This is a genomic window from Pseudomonas sp. P1.8, assembly GCF_001269805.1.
Classification (GTDB): Bacteria; Pseudomonadota; Gammaproteobacteria; order Pseudomonadales; family Pseudomonadaceae; genus Aquipseudomonas.
Genome location: NZ_LHVM01000018.1, coordinates 1 through 19,752, shown reverse-complemented (window position 1 = coordinate 19,752; position 19,752 = coordinate 1). Strand labels below are relative to the sequence as shown.

The window sequence follows — 19,752 nt, the reverse complement described above, 5'->3', positions numbered from 1 at the left end:
ATGTCCATGTCCGATAACATCCCCAGCACTGAAGTACTGCCGCCGTTGCAGGTGGCCGATAGCAACAGCCTGACCTGGGATGAACAATGCGATGTGCTGGTCGTTGGCTGGGGGGCGGCCGGAGCCTGTTCCGCACTGGAAGCTCGCGCCCAGGGCGCCGATGTGCTGATCGCCGACCGCTTCACCGGCGGTGGTGCCAGCGCCAAGAGTGGCGGGGTGGTCTACGCCGGTGGCGGCACTCGCCATCAGCAGGCGGCGGGTTTCAACGACAGTCCCCAAGCCATGTTCGATTACCTCAAGCACGAAACCCAAGGCGTGGTCAGTGACGACACATTGCGGCGTTTTTGTGACGACAGCGTGAGCAACCTGCAGTGGCTGGAAAGTCACGGCGCCCCCTACGCCCACCAGATGCCGCCGGGAGGGGGAAAGACCTCGTACCCGCCTGACGGCTATTTCCTCTATTACTCGGGCAACGAGCTGGTACCTGATCACGGCGGTCCCTTGCCTCCTGCACCACGCGGGCATCGTACGGTGGGCAAGGGGCAGGGCGGCGCGGTGCTTTTCGCTCACCTCAAGGCTGCGTGCCTGAAGGCCGGAGCGAGGACGCTGCTGCAGGCGGCGGCGCGTCGACTGGTGATCGATCCCCTGGGACGGGTGCTCGGTGCCGAGTTTTGGTGTATTCCCGCCGGTACCAAGGAGGCGCAGATGCATGCGCGACTCGCTGCCCGCGCCGAACGATTGCAGAATTTCGCGCCTGGATATTGCAACAAACTGCGCAAGAAAGTCTGCCAGCTCGAGCAGGATTTCGCCCGGCCACGACGCGTGAGGGCGCGCAACGGAGTGATCCTGAGCACCGGCGGATTCATCTTCAATCGCCAGTTGCTCGAACAACACGCGCCGAAGTTTCGTCGCAACTTCAAGGTCGGCGCCACCGGCTGCGATGGCAGCGGCTTGCGCCTGGGCGCCAGTGTCGGCGGTCAGGGTTCGGGGCTGGAGCGGGTATCGGCGTGGCGTTTCATCAACCCGCCGTACAGTTGGCACAAGGGCATCGTGGTCAATCGCGAAGGACGGCGCTTCTGCAATGAAGAAGTCTACGGTGCCACCCTCGGTCAACCCTTGATGGAAGAGCAGGGCGGCAAAGCCTGGCTGGTACTGGATGGGCCGTTGCGCAAAAAATCCATTCGCGAGGCGCTGTTTGGCGGCTACTGGTGGTTCCAGAGTTTTCCCGCTCTGGCGCTGATGTTGTTCAAGGTGCGCAAGGGCAAGAGCCTGAGCGAACTGGCCGACGCGACATCCATGGACCCCGCCGTGCTGCGTGCCTCGGTGCTGGCCGCCAACGCCGCCGCCCGTGGCGAGGCGCCAGAGCCTTTCGGCAAGTCCGAGGGTGGGCGCCAGGTGCTGGAGCAAGGGCCTTTTTACGCCTGCGATATTTCGGTGACCAATCCGGTATTCCCCCTGGGTGCCCTGACCCTGGGCGGCTTGCGCGTGGATGAACGCAGCGGCGCGGTGCTGGACGAACAAGGCCAGGCGATCGATGGCCTGTACGCGGCCGGGCGCAGTGCCTTGGGAATACCTTCGCACCTGTACATCAGCGGCCTGTCCCTGGCCGACTGCGTGTTTTCCGGTCGGCGTGCCGGTGCCGCTGTCGCCCACTCGCAAGACCTGCATCGTCAATCGACCCACGCACACGAGATGACATGATGACCCTCAATCTCACCAACAAGAACGGCCGGGTTCACGGCAAGGTTGCGCTGGTCACCGGCGGCGCCAAGGGGATCGGTGCTGCCAGCGTCAGGCTGCTGGCGGCCGAAGGCGCCCAAGTGCTGATCAGCGACCTGGACGTCGAGGCGGGCCAGGCGCTTGCGGCGCAAATCGGACCGGCTGCAGCCTTCATTCACCACGACGTCAGCAGCGAAGCGCAGTGGCGCCAGGTCATCGACCATGTTCGCGAGCACTATGGTCGCCTGGATATCCTGGTCAACAACGCCGGCATCCTGATCTGCGGCTCGATTGAAGAGACCAGTCTGGAACAGTGGCAGAAGGTCATGCGGGTGAATGCCGACAGCGTGTTTCTAGGCTGTCGCGAAGGCATCGCGCTGATGAAGGATACGGGTGGTTCGATCATCAACCTGTCGTCCATCGCGGCCCTGGCCGGGCGTGACGATTACCTGGCCTACAGTGCCTCCAAGGGCGCGGTGGCGGCGTTGTCGCGTTCGGTGGCGGTGCTTTGTCGACGGCGCAAATACCGTATTCGCTGCAATACCCTGCACCCGGATGGCGTACTCACCGACATGACCCGCGGCGGCTTTCCCGAGGGAGTCGATCCGAATCGCCTGACCATCGACAGCGACCCGATGAATCGCATGTGTCGTCCCGAAGATGTGGCGGCCAGCGTGTTGTTCCTGGCCAGTGACGAGGCTCGTGCGATCAATGGGGTGGAGTTGCGCATTGACAGTGGGCAGATGGTGATGAGTATCTAACCCTTGCTCGCGATGGCGGCCTGACAGCCAACCAGAATATTGCGGATGTACACGATCCTGTGTGCGGGCTTGCCCCGCGAAGGCGGCTTTCCGGTCGACACTGATTTTGCGGGTGTCCCCGATCCCCTGTAGGAGGGAGCCTGCTCGCGATGGCTTTGTGTTGGGCGACTTGTTTTTTGATGGTGTACATATCCATCGCTGCGGTAACGGCGGCTTATGGTTTCGCCCTTACGGCGAGTCACTTTTGACAACGCCTCAAAAGTAACCAAAAAGTCTTGCCCCACCATTCGGCCCCTCGCTTAGGCTCGGGATGCCCACTACGCAACGCCTGCGTTCGGCCTCTGGAAACGGGGCGGGTGGATCAAGATCAAAAGCCAAGCAAGATCAAAAGATCGCAGCCTTCGGCAGCTCCTACGGGGAAATGTGCACGAGCTACCGACCAGGCCGCCCGGGTTTTGCGCCTCGGTTGACGAGCGCTTAATACCCTTCGAACTGCGCCGGGCGTTTGTCGATGAACGCCTGCATGCCTTCCTTCTGGTCCCGTGAGGCGAACAGCAGGGCGTTGGCCTTGCGTTCCAGGGCCAGGCCGGTTTCCAGCGGCGCGTCCATGCCGGCCAGGATCACTTCCTTGATCTGCTCGGCGGCCAGGGCCGGCATCGCCGCGATGACGCGGGCCAGTTCCAGGGCGTGGGACTGCACCTGGTCATCGTCCACCAGATCGCTGACCAACCCGGCGACCCAGGCGTCTTCGGCGCTGATCGGTTGCCCGGTGAGTGCCATGCGCATCGCCTTGACCTTGCCCACCGCGCGCACCAACCGTTGGGTACCGCCGATACCGGGCATGATGCCGATGCGAATTTCCGGTTGGCAGAAGCGCGCACTGCGCCCGGCGACGATCAGGTCGGCGTGCATCGCCAGCTCGCAACCACCGCCATAGGCGTAACCGCAAACCGCCGCGATCACCGGCTTCGGGCAATGCTGGATCGGCCCCCAGACCCGCTCGGTGTGGCGCTTGTAGATATCGATGGCGCCGACCCCGGCCATGCTGTTGATGTCGCCACCGGCCGCGAACACCTTGTCACCGCCCGTCAGCACGATGCAGCGCACCTCGGGATCGATCGCCAACTCACTGAAATACCGCGACAGCAGCGCCTGCAGCTCCAGGCTCAGGGCATTGGTCGCCTGCGGGCGATTGAGGCGCAGCAGGGCCACACCGGGCAGTGGACGTTCGAGCAGAACCGGTGCAGCGAATGAGTCGGACATGGGCAGCCTCAAAGAGCAGTCAAGGTGTGAATGGCCGCCAGTGTCCTGTTCGCGAGGTTGAATTTTCATCGTCCGTTCAGACGTAGTTTGCCCCGCAGTTCGTCCCTAGAGTGACCCTTGTCAGTAGAGAAAGGAGCACATGATGGAGCTGCATTCGGGTCTTGATTACAGCGGCAAAGTGGTGCTGGTCACCGGTGGCACCAAGGGCATCGGCGCCGGTATCGCACGGGGGTTCCTCGCTGCCAACGCACGGGTGATCGTCTGTGCCCGGCGCGAACCTGAGCAGGTGCCGACACTGGGTGGCAAGAGCGCAAGTTTCATTGCCGCCGATGTGCGTGACCACGATTCCCTGCAACGCCTGTTCACCAGCATCGAGCGCGACTTCGGGCGTCTCGACGTGGTGATCAACAACGCCGGCGGCAGCCCGTCTGCCGACGCGGCTACGGCTTCGCCGAGGTTTCACGAAAGCATCATCGGGCTGAATCTGATCGCACCGCTCAACGTCGCCCAGCACGCCAACCGGCTGATGCAGGCGCAGGCCCAGGGCGGTTGCATCGTCTTTATCGGCAGCATCAGTGCGTTGCGCTCCTCGCCAGGTACCGCAGCCTACGGCGCGGCCAAGGCCGGGGTGCTGGCGCTGGTGCAATCGCTGGCGGTGGAGTGGGGGCCGAAGGTACGGGTGGTCACGGTCAGCCCAGGGTTGGTGCTGACCGAACAGGCGCATCTGCACTATGGCTCCGAGGCCGGTATCGCGGCCGTCGCTGCGGGTATTCCGGCCGCGCGCATGGCGGTGGCCGAAGACATCGCCAATGCCTGCCTCTACATCGCATCACCACTGGCCAGTTACGCCAGCGGTTGCAACCTGTTGCTCCATGGCGGTGGTGAACGCCCGGCATTTCTCGGTGCCGCGCAGGTTCTGCCCACCTGATCGACCTATTGCGGCGACCGGGTTCGGTGGCCGCCTTCAATCTGAAGGAGACGACTTTGGCTGATCCACAATTGCTATCCAATGTGCGCGCCCTGGTGGGGCGCCAGTACGGCCGCGTGTATGCCTGGGACGAAGTCAACGCACCGATGATTCGCCAATGGTGCGAAGTCATGGGCGTGGACAACCCGCTGTACACCGACGCTGATTTTGCCCTGGGCACGCTACATGAGGGCCTGATCGCGCCGCCGGCAATGTTGCAGGTGTGGACCATGGAAGGCCTGCACGCCAATAACTATCCGCCTGGCTCCACCGACGAGAACCCGTACGAGGTGCTCAAGGAAATGGAAGCCTACGGCTATGCCTCCACCGTAGCAGTGAACTCCGAGCTGAGCTTCACCCGCCCGGTGCGCCTGGGCGAAAAGCTCTACTACACCACTCGCCTGGATTCGGTGGGCGATGAGAAAACCACCGCCCTGGGCACGGGTTTTTTCGTCACCCTGGTGATGAGCCACTTCGTCGAAAAAGCTGGCGGCGACGAGCCGGTGGGCCAGCTGCTGTTTCGCGTCTTCAAGTTCCGCGCGGCCAATGCCCAGGCGCCGGCCAAGGTTGAGGCGGCACCGGTCAAGGCCAAGCGCCCTTTGCCGGGCATCAGCGACGACACGCGGTTCTTCTGGGAAGGCTGCGACAAGGGCCAGTTGTTGATCCAGCGTTGCAGCGCCTGCCAGACCCTGCGTCATCCACCGGCACCGGTGTGCATTGAATGCCACAGCTTCGACTGGGACACCCTGCAAGCCAGCGGCCGCGCCACCTTGTATTCGTTTGTGGTGATGCACTACCCCGAAGTACCACCGTTCGATTACCCCAACCCGATCGGCCTGATCGAACTGGAAGAGGGCGTGCGCCTGATCGCAGGCCTGGTCGGTATCGAGCGTGAGCAATTGCAGATCGGCCAGCGTTTGCAGGTCGAGTTCCAGACCTTCGATGACCAGCTGACCCTGCCGTTGTTCCGGCCGGTAGAGGCATAGGAGCCACCATGGATTTCGAATTGAGCGAAGACCAGCGCGCCATTGCGCAAATGGCTGACGGCTTGTTTGTCGACCATTGCCATGACGACTACATGCGCCAGTGGGATACCAGTGGCGAGCCGATGATGGCGCCGCTCTGGGCGCTGTGCATCGAGACCGGCCTGCATGCCCTGGCGATTCCCGAAGAACACGGCGGCAGCGGCCTGGGCATGACCGAACTGATGCTGGTGCTGCAAGCCCAGGGCAAGGCCCTGGCCCAGGTGCCGTTGTGGCGTCATCAATTGGCGGCCGCGACCCTGGCGCGTTTCGGCGCTGACGACAGCGCGGAGTGGGTGGCCAAGGCGGCATCCGGCGAGGTGTTGCTGAGCCTGTCCATCGACGGCTTGAGCAGTGCGCGGGGCATTGAGTTGCAGGCACAGGCGAATGTCGGGGGCTGGTCGATCAATGGTCGGGTCGCAGCCTTGTCACTGGGTGACCAGGCCCGCGCCGCACTGGTGCTGGTGCAGGCCGAGGGCCAGCCGCGCTTGCTGCTGCTCGACCTGGCGGCGCCTGAAATTCAACGGGTGTCGGCGGTGCTGACCCACGGCGAAGCGGTGGCCGACCTGCACATCGAAGGCTTGACCGTGGACGCCTCGGCGCTGTTGCCGACCGAGGCTGTCGCCTGGCTGGAACTGCGCAGTGTGGCGGCATTGGCGGCCCTGCAATTGGGGGTCAGCGAAGAGCAGATCCGTCGCACCGTGGAGTACGTCAGCGAGCGCCGACAGTTCGAGCGCAGCATCGGCAGCTTCCAGGCGGTGCAGATGAGCATGGCCGACAACCACATTGCCGTTGAAGCCTTGCGCACGGTGCTGTGGCAACTGGCCTACCGCATCGATGCGGATCTGCAGGCACCCTCCGAAGCCCTGGCTACCGCGTGGATGGCCTGTGAAGCCGGACATCGCATCGGGCATGTCGCACAGCATGTGCATGGCGGCATCGGCGTCGACCTGACGTACCCGATCCACCGTTTTCTCTACTGGAGCCGCGGTCTGTGCCTTGCCCTCGGTGGCTCGGCAGCAAGCCTGGAACGCCTGGGCGACTGGCTCAACGATAACGACAAGCTGGGATGGAAATATGACCTCGAAGAACACCAAGCGCTTTGAAGACGTGCGCCCCGGCGAAGCACTGCCGGAGCTTGCCGTGCCGATCACGGTGACGCTGATCAACGGCGGCGCGATTGCCACCCGTGACTACTTCCCCGGTCACCACGATGCGGAGGCGGCCCGTGCCCTGGGTTCACCCCATGTGTTCATGAACATCCTCACCACCAACGGGCTGGTGCAGCGGTTCATCGAGCAGTGGGCCGGGCCATTGGCGCAATTCACCGCACTGAAAATCAAGCTCGGCGTGCCGAACTATCCCGGCGACTGCATGACCTTCAATGGCAGCGTCACCGATGTTGATGCGCACACTCGTTCGGTGGAAATCACTTTGAGCGGCAAAAATTCCATGGGCAACCACGTGACCGGCACGGTCGCGCTGGTCCTGCCCTGACAGCCGGAGAGACACAGATGACTGATTCATCGATTTCCGGGCGCGCCGCGATCGTTGGCCTGGGCGCGACCGAATTTTCCAAGAACTCCGGACGCACCGAATTGCGCCTGGCCCTGGAGGCCACCTTGAGTGCGCTCAAGGATGCCGGTATCGATCCGTCCGAGGTCGAGGGCTTCAGCTCTTACTCGGTGGACAAGGTCCCGGAGTACGAAATTGCCCGGTTGCTGGGCTGCAAGGATGTGAAGTTCTTCTCCCAAGTGCCCCATGGCGGTGGCGCAGCCTGCGGGCCGGTGATGCACGCAGCGATGGCGGTGGCCACCGGGATGGCGAAAGTGGTGGTGGTCTATCGCGCCATGAATGAACGTTCGTGGTATCGCTTCGGCACCGGTGCCTACGGTTTTGCCAACACACCGACCTTCGACAACGTCAACTACGGCTGGTACATGCCCCACGGCTTCCATACACCGGCCGCCTGGGTCGGGATGTTCGCCCAGCGCTACATGCACACCTATGGTGCCACCAGCGAAGACTTCGGTCGGGTGGCGGTGGCCGCACGGGATTTCGCCGCGACCAACCCGCAGGCGTTTTTCCACGGCAAGCCGATCACCCTGGAAGAACACCAGGCTTCGCGCTGGATCTGCGAACCGCTGCATCTGCTCGATTGCTGCCAGGAGTCCGATGGCGCTGTGGCGATGGTCATCACTTCGGCCGAACGCGCCCGTGACCTGCGGCAGAAACCGGTGACCATCAAGGCCGGTTCCCAAGGCATCAGCCACGGTCAGCAGAGCATGACCTCGTTCTACCGCGAAGACATCACCGGCCTGCCGGAAATGGGCGTGGTTGCCCGCGAGCTGTATCGCCAGTCGGGCCTGGGGCCTGATGCGTTCCAGACCGCGATTATCTATGACCACTTCACCCCGTTCGTGTTGCCGCAATTGGAAGAGTTCGGTTTCGTCAAACGCGGCGAAGCCAAGGAATTCATCCGCGCCGGGCACCACGCCCGTGGCGGCAAACTGCCGATCAACACCCATGGCGGGCAACTGGGCGAAGCCTATATCCACGGCATGAACGGCATCGCAGAAGCGGTGCGTCAGGTGCGCGGTACGGCAGTCAACCAGGTGGCGGATGTACAGAACGTGCTGGTCACCGCCGGTACCGGCGTACCCACCAGCGGCCTGATTCTCGGCGCAGTGTAAGGAGCAGCAGATGTTCGTCGACCTCACCCCCGAACAACATGCCCTGCGCCTCAAGGTGCGGGACTATTTCCAGGCCCTGATGACCCCGCACATGCGCGAGCAATTGCGCGGCAAGGAAGGCGGCGAGCTGTATCGCCAGACCATCCGCCAGATGGGGCGCGACGGCTGGCTCGCGGTTGGCTGGCCCAAGGCCCATGGCGGCCAGGGTTACGCCGCCACCGAACAGTTGATCTTCTTCGAAGAAGCCAACATCGCCGGGGCGCCACTACCGTTCGTGACCATCAGTACCGTAGGTCCGGCGTTGATGGCACACGGCAGCGAGCTGCAGAAAGAACGCTTCCTGCCCGGCATCGCCGCCGGCGAGATCATGTTTGCCATCGGCTACTCGGAGCCGGATGCCGGCAGTGACCTGGCCGTGCTCAAAACCAGCGCTCGCCAGGACGATGAAGGCTTCGTGGTCAATGGCAACAAACTGTGGACCTCGGGTGCCGAATCGGCCGACTTCGTCTGGCTGGCGGCTCGTACCGATCCGACCCAGGCGCGGCACAAAGGCATTTCGCTGCTGATCGTCGACACCACGACCCCGGGCTTCTCTCACACCCTGATTCGCACCGTCGGCAATCCGACGGCAGCCACCTACTACGACAACGTGCGGGTGCCCAACGAGATGCTGGTGGGTGAGTTGCACGGAGGCTGGAAGCTGATCACCTCGCAGCTGAACCACGAACGTCTCGGCCTGGGCACCTGGTCGGACAAGGTCGTCGCGCTGTTTCGCCGGGTTTACCTGTGGGCGCGGGCCCGCGATGAACAGGGCCGTCGGGCGATGGACAAGGCCTGGGTGCGCAGCTCGCTGGCCGAGTGCTATGCGCGTCTTGAGGCCATGCGCCTGATCAACATGCGCATTGCCGCCGACCTCGAGCTCGACCGTATGAGCGTTGCGCTGAGTTCGACCACCAAGGTTTACGGCTCCGAGTCGGCTATCGAAATTCTGCGCCGGCTGGCCGCAATCGTCGGTGCCAATGGTTCGATGCGCAGCGGTTCGGCGGCGACGTTGTTGGAGGGGGCTCTGGAGTATGAATTGCGCTCTGCCACGACCCTGACCTTTGGCGGTGGCACCAATGAAATCCAGCGCGAGCTGATCGCCCAGTTTGGCCTCGGCATGCCGCGCACCCAACGCTGACACCGGTCCATCAAAAACAAAAAGCGTACTCGCTCCGGATCCGGGGCGGGTCGAAGGGGACTTTCATGAGCACTATCGAGCAATTTCGGCACGACACCCGTGCCTGGCTGGAGGCCAATTGCCCGCTGTCGATGCGCACGGGCATGGCTGAAGGCGATGTGGTGTGGGGCAGCCAGAACCCGCAGTTTCCCTGTGAAGACGCGCGCCTGTGGTTCGAACGCATGCGCGACAAGCGCTGGTTCTGTCCCGAGTGGCCTGAGGAATATGGCGGTGCGGGCCTGAGTGACGAACAACTGGCGGTGCTGGAAAGCGAGATGCGTCGCATCAAATGCCGGCCGCCGCAGATCAACCTCGGCATCTGGATGCTCGGGCCGGTGTTGCTGGCTTACGGCAGCGAGCAACAGAAACGTGATCTGCTGCCGCCGATTGCCCGCGGTGAAGTGCGCTGGTGCCAGGGCTTCTCCGAGCCGAACGCCGGTTCCGACCTGGCCAGCCTGAAAATGGCCGCTCGCGATGCTGGTGATCACTTCGTGGTGGACGGCAGCAAGATCTGGACGTCCTACGGCGACAAATCCGACTGGATGTATGCCCTGGTGCGCACCGACTTCAGCGCGCCGAAACACGAAGGCATCAGCTTGATCGTGCTGGACATGCGCAGTCCCGGCGTGAAGCCGCAGCCGATCGATTTGATCAGCGGAAAGTCGGCGTTCTGCCAGGTGTTCTTCGACAGCGTGAAAGTGCCCAAGAGCCAGTTGATCGGGCCGTTGAACGGCGGCTGGAACCTGGCCAAGTATCTGCTGCAGCACGAACGCAAGGCGATGTCGAAATTCGGCGAGTTCAGTCTGCCGTCGCACGTCGATCTGCTGGCCCTGATGCGCGAATACGTACCGGCGCCACAGAGTCAGAGTGAACACGCATTGCACGCTCGCGCCACCGCTTGTGCGATGAACGAGCAGGCCTACAACCTCACCGTGCAGCGCATGGGCGAAGAGGCGCGGGCCGGCGACGACATCGGTGGCCTGATGTCGATCATGAAACTGGTGCACACCGAACAGGAACGCGACAAGTTCGAAGTGCTGCTCGATGCCATGGCCGGGCATGCCTTCGGCTGGGAGAGCGCGGCATTCAGCGAGCAGCAACTGGCGGTGACCCGCTCCTGGTTGAACAGCTATGCGCTGACCATTTCCGGCGGATCTTCGGAGGTCCAGTTGAACGTCATCGCCAAGCGCGTGCTGGGCTTGCCCGACGCCAAAAAAGGAGTCACCCCATGAGCCTGCGTTATAGCGATGAACAGCGTTTGCTGGCCGACAGCGCCCGGGACTTTCTCGCCGCCCGCAGCCCGGTCAGTGCCCAGCGTCGACTGCGCGATGACGCAGTGCGGTCGGGTTTCGATGCGCAACTGTGGCGGGACGCCGTCGACCTGGGATGGAGTGCGATTGCGTTTCCGGAAGCCTTTGGCGGCCTGGATTTCGGTTGCAAGGGCCTTGGGCCGATCTTCGAATCCATGGGTCGCAACCTGTCCGCCATGCCGCTGTTGTCCAGCGTGGTGCTTGGCGGTTCACTGGTGCTGCTGGCGGGCAGTCCGGCGCAGAAGGCGCACTGGTTGCAAGCACTGATCGGCGGCGAACAGCGCCTGGCCCTGGCGATGGACGAACACTCGCGTCACGACCCTAGCCGCATCGCCCTTGAGGCCAAGGCCGAGGGGCAGGGCTATCGCTTGCACGGCGACAAGTTCTGGGTGGTCGACGGCTTGGGTGCCGATGCCTACGTGGTCGCGGCGCGCACGTCCGGCCAGCCTGGCGAGACGCAAGGCATCAGCCTGTTCCTGGTGCCGGCCGATACACCGGGATTGACCGTCAGCGCCTTGTCGCTGATCGATTCGCGCAACAGCGCACGCCTGCAACTGGATCAGGTGCATTTGAGTAGCGATGCGTTGCTGGGCACCTTGGGCGAGGGCTGGACTGCGCTGGAAACCGCGCTGGACCGTGGCCGCACCTGTCTCGCGGCGGAGCTGCTGGGGATGGCCGAGCAGCTGTTCGAAACCACCCTGGAATACCTCAAGACCCGCGTGCAGTTCGACACCGCCATTGGCACCTTCCAGGTTCTGCAACATCGCGCCGCGCAGATGTACATCGACCTGGCGCTGAGCCGCAGCGCCCTGATGGCCGCGCTGGCGACCCTCGATGACACCGGCCTCGACCCCGGGGCACGGGCGCGGCTGGTCAGCCTGGCGAAATGGAAGGCCGGCGACACGGCGATCAAGGTGGCCAACGAAGCCGTGCAGATGCACGGCGGTATCGGCGTCACTGACGAGCTGGACGTCGGCCTGTACCTCAAGCGAGTCCGGGTTGCCCAGAGCTGCCTGGGTGACCGGGATTTCCATTGCGAACGTTATTCGACCCACGCGTAGTACCTGTAGGCAGTCAACGCCTGTGGGAGCGAGCCTGCTCGCGATAGCGGTGTAACTGTCGGCATTGATGTCGACTGACACGCCCTCATCGCGAGCAGGCTCGCTCCCACAGGGATGTCGCTTGACCGACTGACATTGGCTCAATTGCACACCTGCGGATGTGCAACCACGGCTGTCCTGGAGAAAACACAAATGAGCATTGAACGCTGGCAAACCGCGTGGCGGCAACTGATCGCCCCCGGTGCGCCGTTTGAAGTGGTGACGCCTGATGACGGCGCGCCACGCTACTTCCGTCACGCTGCACACGACCTGCTGCAGGTGATCGACGCGGGTCGGGTTCACGGTGACCGTGAATTCCTGGTCTGGCAGACGCAACGCCTGACCTTCAATCAGTTCTACGATCAGGTCGACCGCCTGGCCGGGCAGATGGTTGCCCGCTTCGACTTGCAGCCGGGCGAGCGGGTGGCGATTGCCATGCGCAACCAACCGGCGTGGCTGGTGGCCTTCGCCGCGATCGTGCGCTGTGGTGCGGTGTGTGTGCCGCTCAACAGCTGGGGGCTGCGCGACGAGCTGCAGTACGCGCTGCAGGACAGTGGTTCGCGCCTGCTGCTGTGTGATGAGGCACGCCTCGATACGCTGTATGAAGATCTGGCCCGTGAGCAGCGAGGCACGATTGTCGTCGGTGTTCACGAAGGAACGTTGCCCGACCACTGCCTGCATTTTGAAGACCTGATCAGCGCCCCGGCATTGCCGTTGCCGGTGCTGAACATCGACCCCGAGACGCCGGCACTGATCCTCTACACCTCGGGCACCACCAGTCGTGCCAAGGGCGCGGTGTCGAGTCACCGGGCCATCTGTCAGGCGATTTTCGCCCTGGATTTCCAGGGTGCGTTTTGCGCCATGAGCTCGCCCGAGCGTATCGGCGTGGTGATCAACAGCGGCTATCCACCCACCACTCTGGCGGCAGTGCCGCTGTTCCATGTCAGCGGCTTGCATGCGCAGTTCCTGTCGGCAATACGCGGCGGTCGGCGTTTGATGCTGATGTACAAGTGGGATGTCGAACGTGCCATCGACCTCATTCGCGATGAGCGCTGCACCCAGTTCAACGGGGCACCGGTGATGATGCAGCAACTGCTTGCTTCACCACGTTTCGGCGGCGAGCACACCGTCAGCCTGTTCGGTCTCGGACTGGGCGGTGCAGCTTCGTCCGCCGGCGTGCTGGACAACATGCTCAAGCTCAAGCCCGACATCATCGGCGGTGCCGGGTACGGCCTGACCGAAAGCAACGGCATCGGTGCGGCCATCGGTGGCGATCCCTTCGTCTACAAGCCTGCGGTCGCCGGTTGGGCCTTGCCGATAGTCGACATCCGCATTGGCGACGATCCGCACCAGCCACAGCCGGCCGGCACAAGCGGGGTGATCTGGCTGCGTTCGCCGACCCTGATGAGCGCCTACTGGAACCTGCCGCAAGCCACTGCGCAAAGCCTGCGCGACGGGTGGCTCGACACCGGCGATATCGGCTGTCTCGACGATGAGGGGTTCCTCAGTATCACCGGTCGGGTCAAGGAATTGATCAACCGGGGTGGCGAGAAAATTTCTGCCGCTGAAATCGAAACCTGCATCCTCGATATGCCCGGTGTGTTGGAAGCGGCCGCATTCGCCATCGCCGACCCGCTGCTGGGTGAAGTCGTGGGGCTGGCCGTGCATGGCCAGGCTTCGACGCTGCCCCAGGAGGCGCAGATCTGCGCCTTCATCGCCGAGCGCCTGGCCGCCTACAAAGTGCCGACGCAGGTCTATCGGGTACTCGAACCCTTGCCACGCAACGCCACCGGCAAGGTGCTCAAGGCACAACTGCAAGAAAAGTTGGACGCCTGACGCCGCCTTAGTCTTTCCGGACGATGTCGGGGCCGGCAGAACACGAACAATGGGTCCATTCCACAAAGCCTTATCAGCGAAGGAGGCATCACATGAAAATAACAAGAACAGGTCTCATGCTCGCGGTCGCAGTCACAGCCAATAGCGGGCTGATGGGTTATGCGCACGCCGCGGTAACACCCCAGGAAGCAGCCAGGCTGGGCAAGGAGCTGACCTGTGTCGGCGCCGAGCAAGCCGGCAACGCCGAGGGCACCATTCCGCCGTACACCGGCAAATACCTGGGTGAAGTCCCAGGCTGGAATCATGTGAAATTCTCCGGCGACCAGCCGGTGGATCCCTACGCGGCGGAGAAGCCGGTCCTGGTGATCACTGCGCAGAACATGAGCCAGTACGAGGCACACTTGACCGAAGGGCAGAAGGCGCTGCTGAAGAAGTATCCGACTACCTACAAGATGAACATTTACCCCGGCCATCGGGATTTCCGCTACCCCGATTACGTGTGCAAGCGGGCCATGAGCAATGCCCTGAATGCCAAGCTGGTCAATGACGGGGCAGGTTTTGAAGGGCTGGGCCAGGTGCCGTTTCCGATACCCAAGAACGGCATGGAACTGCTGTGGAACCACCAGTTGCCGGCGCGTGCCTACACTGAGGAAAAGACCTCTGACCTGGCCTCGGTCCTGCCCAATGGCAGCATCGGCTGGGGCCGTGCCTATGCACGCAACCTGTCGCAGGCCAACTCGCCAACCGTCGAGCCCACCACGGATGGCAAGATCCAGGCCATGAGCAACAACATGACCCTCAAACCGGCCCGCGACAACGGCACCCTGAGCATTTCCCACGAACCCTACAACTTCGCCGTCGAGTCGCGTCAGGCCTGGTCTTACAGCCCGTCCACCCGGCGTGTGCGGCAACTGCCGGGCTACGGTTACGATCAGCCGATGATCGGCACCAACGGCACCATGACCGTCGATGAGGACCGCTTGTTCAACGGCTCACCGGAGCGTTTCAACTGGAAGCTGGTCGGCAAGCGAGAGATCTACAGCCCGGCCAACGCCTACAAACCCAACGCCGGGACCGTCAAGCTCTCCGAGATGTTGACCCCCAACCACCCCAACCCCGATCTCATGCGTTATGAGTTGCGTCGCGTGTGGGTGCTGGAAGCCGACTTGAAGGAAGGCTTTCGCCATGTCTATGGCAAGCGTGTGCTGTTCATCGACGAAGACACCTGGAACGCGGTCATGGCCGACAACTACGACGCCCGTGGGCAACTGTGGAAACACGCCATGATCAACTACTACTACCACCCTGACATGAGCGGCTGGCAGGCCGGTTCACAGTTCTTCATGGACTTGAACTCTGGCCAGTACACCGGTTACGGCATGACCAACGAAGCGAAAAAGGGGCCGATCCTCAACGAAGGTAAATTCACCCCGGACCAATACACCGCGGATGCGGCGCGGGCGATCGGGCGGTAAGCCTTTACCGATCGAGACACTGCAATGACAAAAGCCCCGTCGAATTTCGATGGGGTTTTTTTTGGTTCAAACAACAACATTCTGAAAATACGGAAATTTCCGACGTGATCAGTGGATTTTTCCGGCATTCACCCTTGTGCCTTCTTGTTAGCTTGCCCGGCCGTAACCGCTTGTCCATGCCGTCCTGGTTTGGGGTTCGCGCGGTTGTCGTTCTCAGCTCAAGGATCAGCTTATGTTCGCATCGGCCCATACCGCGCATTTCGAACTGAAAATTCCCACCGTACGCAACGATTTCAAGGTCCTGGCGTTTGACGGTGTCGAAAGCATCAGCACCTTGTATGCGATCCGGGTGGAGTTGGTCAGCGAGTACCCGGATCTGGACCTGGAGAGCCTGCTCAGCCAGCCGGCCTTTCTCCGGTTTGGTCACAACGGCGAAGGCCTTCATGGGCGTATCGAAGAGGTGTCGGTCGGTGCGTCCGGCAAGCGCCTGACGCGCTACCATTTGACCCTGGTGCCGGCGCTGCACTACTTGCAGTTCAGCCACAACCAGCGGATTTTCCAGCACCAGAGCGTGCCGCAGATCGTCAAGCAAGTGCTCGAGGCGCACGGCATCCTGGCCGATGCGTTCACCTTCAACGTCAGCACCAGTCCCGTGCGTGAATACTGCACGCAATACGGGGAAAGCGACTTCGACTTCATCCAGCGGCTGTGCAGCGAAGACGGGATTGCCTGGCACCATCAACACAGCCCGGATGGGCATCACCTGGTCTTCAGCGACGATCAGACCTGGCTCCCCAAACTCGGCGAAACGCCTTGTCAGCCAGGTTCTGGCCTGGTCGCCGAGCATCCGGTGGTCAGCCAGTTCTCCCTGCGCTTGAGCACCCGAACCAGCACGGCCACGCGCCGCGGCTATGACTTGAAGCGCCCCAGCCGCTTGCTGGAAAGCCAGATCACCGCCGGGTTTACCCCGACACTCGAAGACTACCGTTACCCGGCGCTGATCGAGAATGAAAAACTCGGCCGACAACTGGCCCGTCAGGCGCTGGAGCGGCACCGTGTCGACTACCAACTGGCCGAAGGCCAAAGCGACCAGCCGAGCCTGCGCAGCGGTCATTTCTTTGGCCTGAGCGAGCACCCGCGGCAAGCCTACAACGACTTGTGGTTGCTGCTCAGTGTCCATCACCGGGGCAAACAACCCCAGGTGCTTGAAGAGTCGGTCAGCAGCGACGTCCAGCCTGAAGACGGCTTTACCCAGGGCTATCGCAACAGCTTTGGCGCAATTCCCTGGGACGTGTTTTATCGTCCGCCGCTGCTCGCGCGCGCCTCGCAGCTGGTCAGCCAGACCGCCCGGGTCACCGGTCCTGCGGGGGAGGAGATCTTTTGCGATGAACATGGGCGGGTCAAGGTCGAGTTTCATTGGGACCGCGCCGAACGCAACAGTGACAAGAGCAGCTGCTGGCTGCGGGTGTCATCCGCGTGGGCGGGTGAACAATTTGGCGCGGTGACTATCCCGCGCATCGGCATGGAAGTGCTGGTGACCTTTCTGGAGGGCAACCCCGACCAGCCTTTGATCACCGGCTGCGTGCCGAACACGGTTACCGCCGTGCCGTACCCCTTGCCGGAGCACAAGACCCGAACCGTGCTGCGCAGCCACAGCTCACCGGCCAATGGCGGCTTCAACGAGCTGTCGATCGAAGACCGCGCCGGCCAGGAGCTGATCTACCTGCGCGCCCAGCGTGACCTACAACAGCAAGTCCTCAACGACAGCCGGCTGGAGGTGGGAAACCAACGGCATGAAACCATCAAGGGCGACAGCATCACGGTGCTGGAAGCAGAAGACCGGCGCACCGTGACTGCCGACCGCAAGGTCGAGCTCAAGGCCAACGATTATTTGCAGGTGGCCCACAGCAGCCACACCCGTGTCGGCCAGACGCTGGTGGCCGAAGCCGGCCAGCAGGTGCACCTCAAGGCCGGGGCGAATCTTATCCTCGATGCCGGGGTCAGCATCACCTTGAAAGCCGGCGGCCAGCACATCGTGATCGGGCCGGGTGGCATTTTCAGCAGCACAGAGATTCAAATCGGCGGAGCACCGGTGCCGGGTCCTCCTGCGCAGTCGGCCCTTTCGGATACTCCCGTGAACATCGAAGCGCCGGTTGCTCCATCACCGGCCGCACAGGGAGCGGCTTTGGTTCAAGCCGCTGAGGTTGCTGCCCCGATCTGTGCGGTGTGCCAAAAACTGGCACAGGTGAACCCATGAATCAGGCGTATTTGCTGCTCGATGCAGCCCAGATCGCCAACCTGCCGATCCGTCTGTTTGAATTGGGATGCAATACGGTGTTTCACCCCCTGTATCAACAGACGGCTTATCACGCTCTGGACGCGGTGGGTCCGGTGCTGGTGCCGGTGCTTCCAAATAGCCCGCTGGCACGCACTTTTATACAAGAGTGGAGTGAGACGGCGGGTATCTGGCTGGAATCCGAGGCGGATGAGGCAGTGTTGTTAGTGCACCTTCGCAGCCTGATTCACGCCCGCGTCGAGGGCGATGTCACGGTCTTTTTCCGGTATTACGACCCGCGCATCACCCATTTGTGGCTCGCTGACCTGCTGCCCACGGAGCGTGATGGGCTGATGGGGCCGATTCGACTCATCATGCTGCCGGAGTCGGTTGATCGCTCCGGTTTTATTCGCCAGGAAAATCCTGAACAAGCGGCGGCGCAATACGCGGATAAACCCTGGTTATACCTTTCTGCGCAACAACTGGATCACTTGAACCAAGCCAAGCGCCAATGCCTTGCCCGGCGCTTGATCGAGCATAGCCAGCAGCATTTCCCACAGTCCCTGCAAGGGTTGGATCACGCCGCACAACAGCAGTGGGCTGCGAGCTGCCAACGCAGCGCTGAGCGACAGGGCTACGGTGCCGCCGACGAAGTCATGTGCTGGGCCAAGTTTCACGCCGTGCTGGGTGAGGACTTTCCCTGCGCCCCCGGTCATGGGGTTTACGGGCAGATTCTCGCCGAAGCAGGCGTTTTGCCAGAACAACGCCTGGAAAACCTGAATGCCGAACTGACACGGCAGTTGCTCACCGACAAGGAGTTCTCTGTATGAGCGCAGATAGACTGGCGATGGTCGATCGCCTGGCACAGGCCGATCGTGCCGCCAAGGCGATGCCGCATGAAGATATCAATAGCCCCTTGACCCCTTGCCCGGCCCACCAGCCGGTACTGTTCGTGGTGCCGGTGCGTTATGCCCTGGGGGAAGAAAGCGCCACCCAGGCCTGCTGCCAGCCCGGGGTTGGCACGCAGAGTCATCCCCTGGCGACACGGCGCCTGCGGGCCGGTTTTCTCTACCTGTGGCAAAACAACGGTCCGTTGAAACGCTATGCGGTCGCGGCAGATGGTTTGCTCAGCGAGCAAGCGCTGGAGGACGAGACGACCCTCTTGCAGAAGGGTAACGTGGCGGGGCTGGCCCTGGAAAAAATCCACGACGCCTGGATGCTCTACAGCGAGTTCCCGCTGAACGCCGAGCACTGCCAGTCGCTGAGCGACAGCCATGCCCAGCGCGCAGCGCACATGCGCCACGTGGCCTTGCGCACGGTGGCCGACGAGCTGCAAGCGCCCCATTGCCCGCCGCTGGCGAGCGCCGATCAAGTGCTGGCCGAACTCATCCCGGACACCTATGCCCGGTCGATGAAAGCGGATCAAAAACAGGGCGGTGAAGACACCGGCGCGCTGGGCGCCGCGGCGATGAAAGCCCCGACCCCGGCCAACATCAAGGCCTACACCGACGCCATGCACCGCGCTCGTGAGCGCGAACGTATCCTCGCCGAGTACCCCGACGCCAGCGATCAGCCGCCGGGTCAGTGGAGTGCCGAGCTGTGGGACGGGCAGGGCACCCGGGACTGGCTGGACCGCGCCAGATCCCAGGCCGGGCCCTTGTTCAGCGTGTTCGCCTGCCTGGACGACGATCTGGGCGTGCTGCGGGACATCAACCATGAGCAAGAGTGGCTGGAGGCGCGTCACGAACAGTGGCTGGGCGACAACAACCTGCGCCTGAGCATTGGGGGGGTCATTCGCAGCCTGATCAGCGAAGACGGCGCCGAGCTGGCCGGCACGCTCAGCTACCGATACAAGGATCGCGACATCAGCCTCACGCCCGAGCAGGGCGAGGTGATGCTCAAGGCCCAGCACCGGCTGGATGAGGAACTCAAGGCCGAAACCCGTGCCCGCCAGTACGGCGGCCAGCCCACACAGGCCGAGGCGGCCGCCCGCGATGCGCGCATCGCCGCCATCGTCGCCCCGGTGCGGGCGTTTATTCCGGCGGACTTGTACACCGAAGCGGAATTCGTCGTCCGCGAGTACCGCGCGCAAAAGCACGCCAACCTCAACAA

At 62.8% G+C, this 19,752-nt stretch carries 16 protein-coding genes; 15 read left to right on the top strand and 1 reads right to left on the bottom strand.

The features are described from left to right. Positions 1-1,701 carry an FAD-binding protein gene (locus AD668_RS20005; protein WP_053161520.1) on the top strand — a complete coding sequence of 567 codons (1,701 nt, stop codon included), beginning with the start codon at positions 1-3 and terminating at the stop codon, positions 1,699-1,701. Beyond that, entirely contained in the window at positions 1,698-2,480 is a 783-nt protein-coding gene (locus tag AD668_RS20000) for an SDR family oxidoreductase (protein ID WP_053161519.1), read from the top strand. Before AD668_RS20005 ends, AD668_RS20000 begins: the two co-directional genes overlap by 4 nt. 477 nt (positions 2,481-2,957) lie before the next feature. On the opposite strand, the gene AD668_RS19995 is transcribed toward AD668_RS20000, so the two are convergent. Beyond that, positions 2,958-3,743: an enoyl-CoA hydratase gene (locus AD668_RS19995; RefSeq protein ID WP_053161518.1), complete on the bottom strand. Its 786-nt coding sequence runs from the start codon at positions 3,741-3,743 to the stop codon at positions 2,958-2,960. A gap of 142 nt (positions 3,744-3,885) precedes the next feature. Here AD668_RS19995 and AD668_RS19990 point away from each other — a divergent pair, with 142 nt between their 5' ends. The 13 genes from AD668_RS19990 to AD668_RS19930 all read left to right on the top strand — a co-directional run. Next, positions 3,886-4,671 carry an SDR family oxidoreductase gene (locus AD668_RS19990; protein WP_053161517.1) on the top strand — a complete coding sequence of 262 codons (786 nt, stop codon included), beginning with the start codon at positions 3,886-3,888 and terminating at the stop codon, positions 4,669-4,671. 56 nt (positions 4,672-4,727) lie between these two features. After that, positions 4,728-5,696 carry an OB-fold domain-containing protein gene (locus tag AD668_RS19985; protein WP_082344534.1) on the top strand — a complete coding sequence of 323 codons (969 nt, stop codon included), beginning with the start codon at positions 4,728-4,730 and terminating at the stop codon, positions 5,694-5,696. An 8-nt stretch (positions 5,697-5,704) separates the two neighbouring features. Then, the gene (locus AD668_RS19980; protein WP_053161515.1) at positions 5,705-6,838 is read left to right on the top strand and encodes an acyl-CoA dehydrogenase family protein; all 1,134 of its coding nucleotides are present in this window, start codon (positions 5,705-5,707) and stop codon (positions 6,836-6,838) included. After that, positions 6,810-7,229, top strand: coding sequence for a MaoC family dehydratase (locus AD668_RS19975; RefSeq protein WP_053161514.1), 420 nt, complete (start codon positions 6,810-6,812; stop codon positions 7,227-7,229). The genes AD668_RS19980 and AD668_RS19975 overlap by 29 nt, the downstream gene beginning before the upstream one ends. 17 nt (positions 7,230-7,246) lie before the next feature. Continuing rightward, the gene (locus AD668_RS19970) at positions 7,247-8,425 is read left to right on the top strand and encodes a lipid-transfer protein (RefSeq protein WP_053161513.1); all 1,179 of its coding nucleotides are present in this window, start codon (positions 7,247-7,249) and stop codon (positions 8,423-8,425) included. Between the two features lie 10 nt (positions 8,426-8,435). Then, positions 8,436-9,605 (top strand): acyl-CoA dehydrogenase family protein, encoded by a 1,170-nt coding sequence (locus AD668_RS19965; RefSeq protein ID WP_053161512.1) that lies wholly within the window; start codon positions 8,436-8,438, stop codon positions 9,603-9,605. 65 nt (positions 9,606-9,670) lie between these two features. Next, on the top strand, positions 9,671-10,876 hold the full coding sequence (locus AD668_RS19960; protein WP_053161511.1) for an acyl-CoA dehydrogenase family protein: 1,206 nt from the start codon (positions 9,671-9,673) through the stop codon (positions 10,874-10,876). Next, positions 10,873-12,015 carry an acyl-CoA dehydrogenase family protein gene (locus AD668_RS19955; RefSeq protein ID WP_053161510.1) on the top strand — a complete coding sequence of 381 codons (1,143 nt, stop codon included), beginning with the start codon at positions 10,873-10,875 and terminating at the stop codon, positions 12,013-12,015. The genes AD668_RS19960 and AD668_RS19955 overlap by 4 nt, the downstream gene beginning before the upstream one ends. 192 nt (positions 12,016-12,207) lie before the next feature. Further along, the gene (locus tag AD668_RS19950; protein WP_053161509.1) at positions 12,208-13,890 is read left to right on the top strand and encodes a class I adenylate-forming enzyme family protein; all 1,683 of its coding nucleotides are present in this window, start codon (positions 12,208-12,210) and stop codon (positions 13,888-13,890) included. Positions 13,891-13,982: 92 nt separating this feature from the next. Next, positions 13,983-15,365, top strand: a complete 1,383-nt coding sequence (locus AD668_RS19945) for a DUF1329 domain-containing protein (RefSeq protein ID WP_172681845.1) — start codon at positions 13,983-13,985, stop codon at positions 15,363-15,365. Between the two features lie 232 nt (positions 15,366-15,597). Next, positions 15,598-17,622, top strand: a complete 2,025-nt coding sequence (locus AD668_RS19940) for a type VI secretion system tip protein VgrG (protein WP_053161507.1) — start codon at positions 15,598-15,600, stop codon at positions 17,620-17,622. Further along, entirely contained in the window at positions 17,619-18,470 is an 852-nt protein-coding gene (locus tag AD668_RS19935; protein WP_053161506.1) for a DUF4123 domain-containing protein, read from the top strand. Before AD668_RS19940 ends, AD668_RS19935 begins: the two co-directional genes overlap by 4 nt. After that, the coding region (locus tag AD668_RS19930; protein ID WP_371259825.1) for a toxin VasX at positions 18,467-19,752 on the top strand (1,286 nt) is incomplete at its 3' end. The genes AD668_RS19935 and AD668_RS19930, both read left to right, overlap by 4 nt.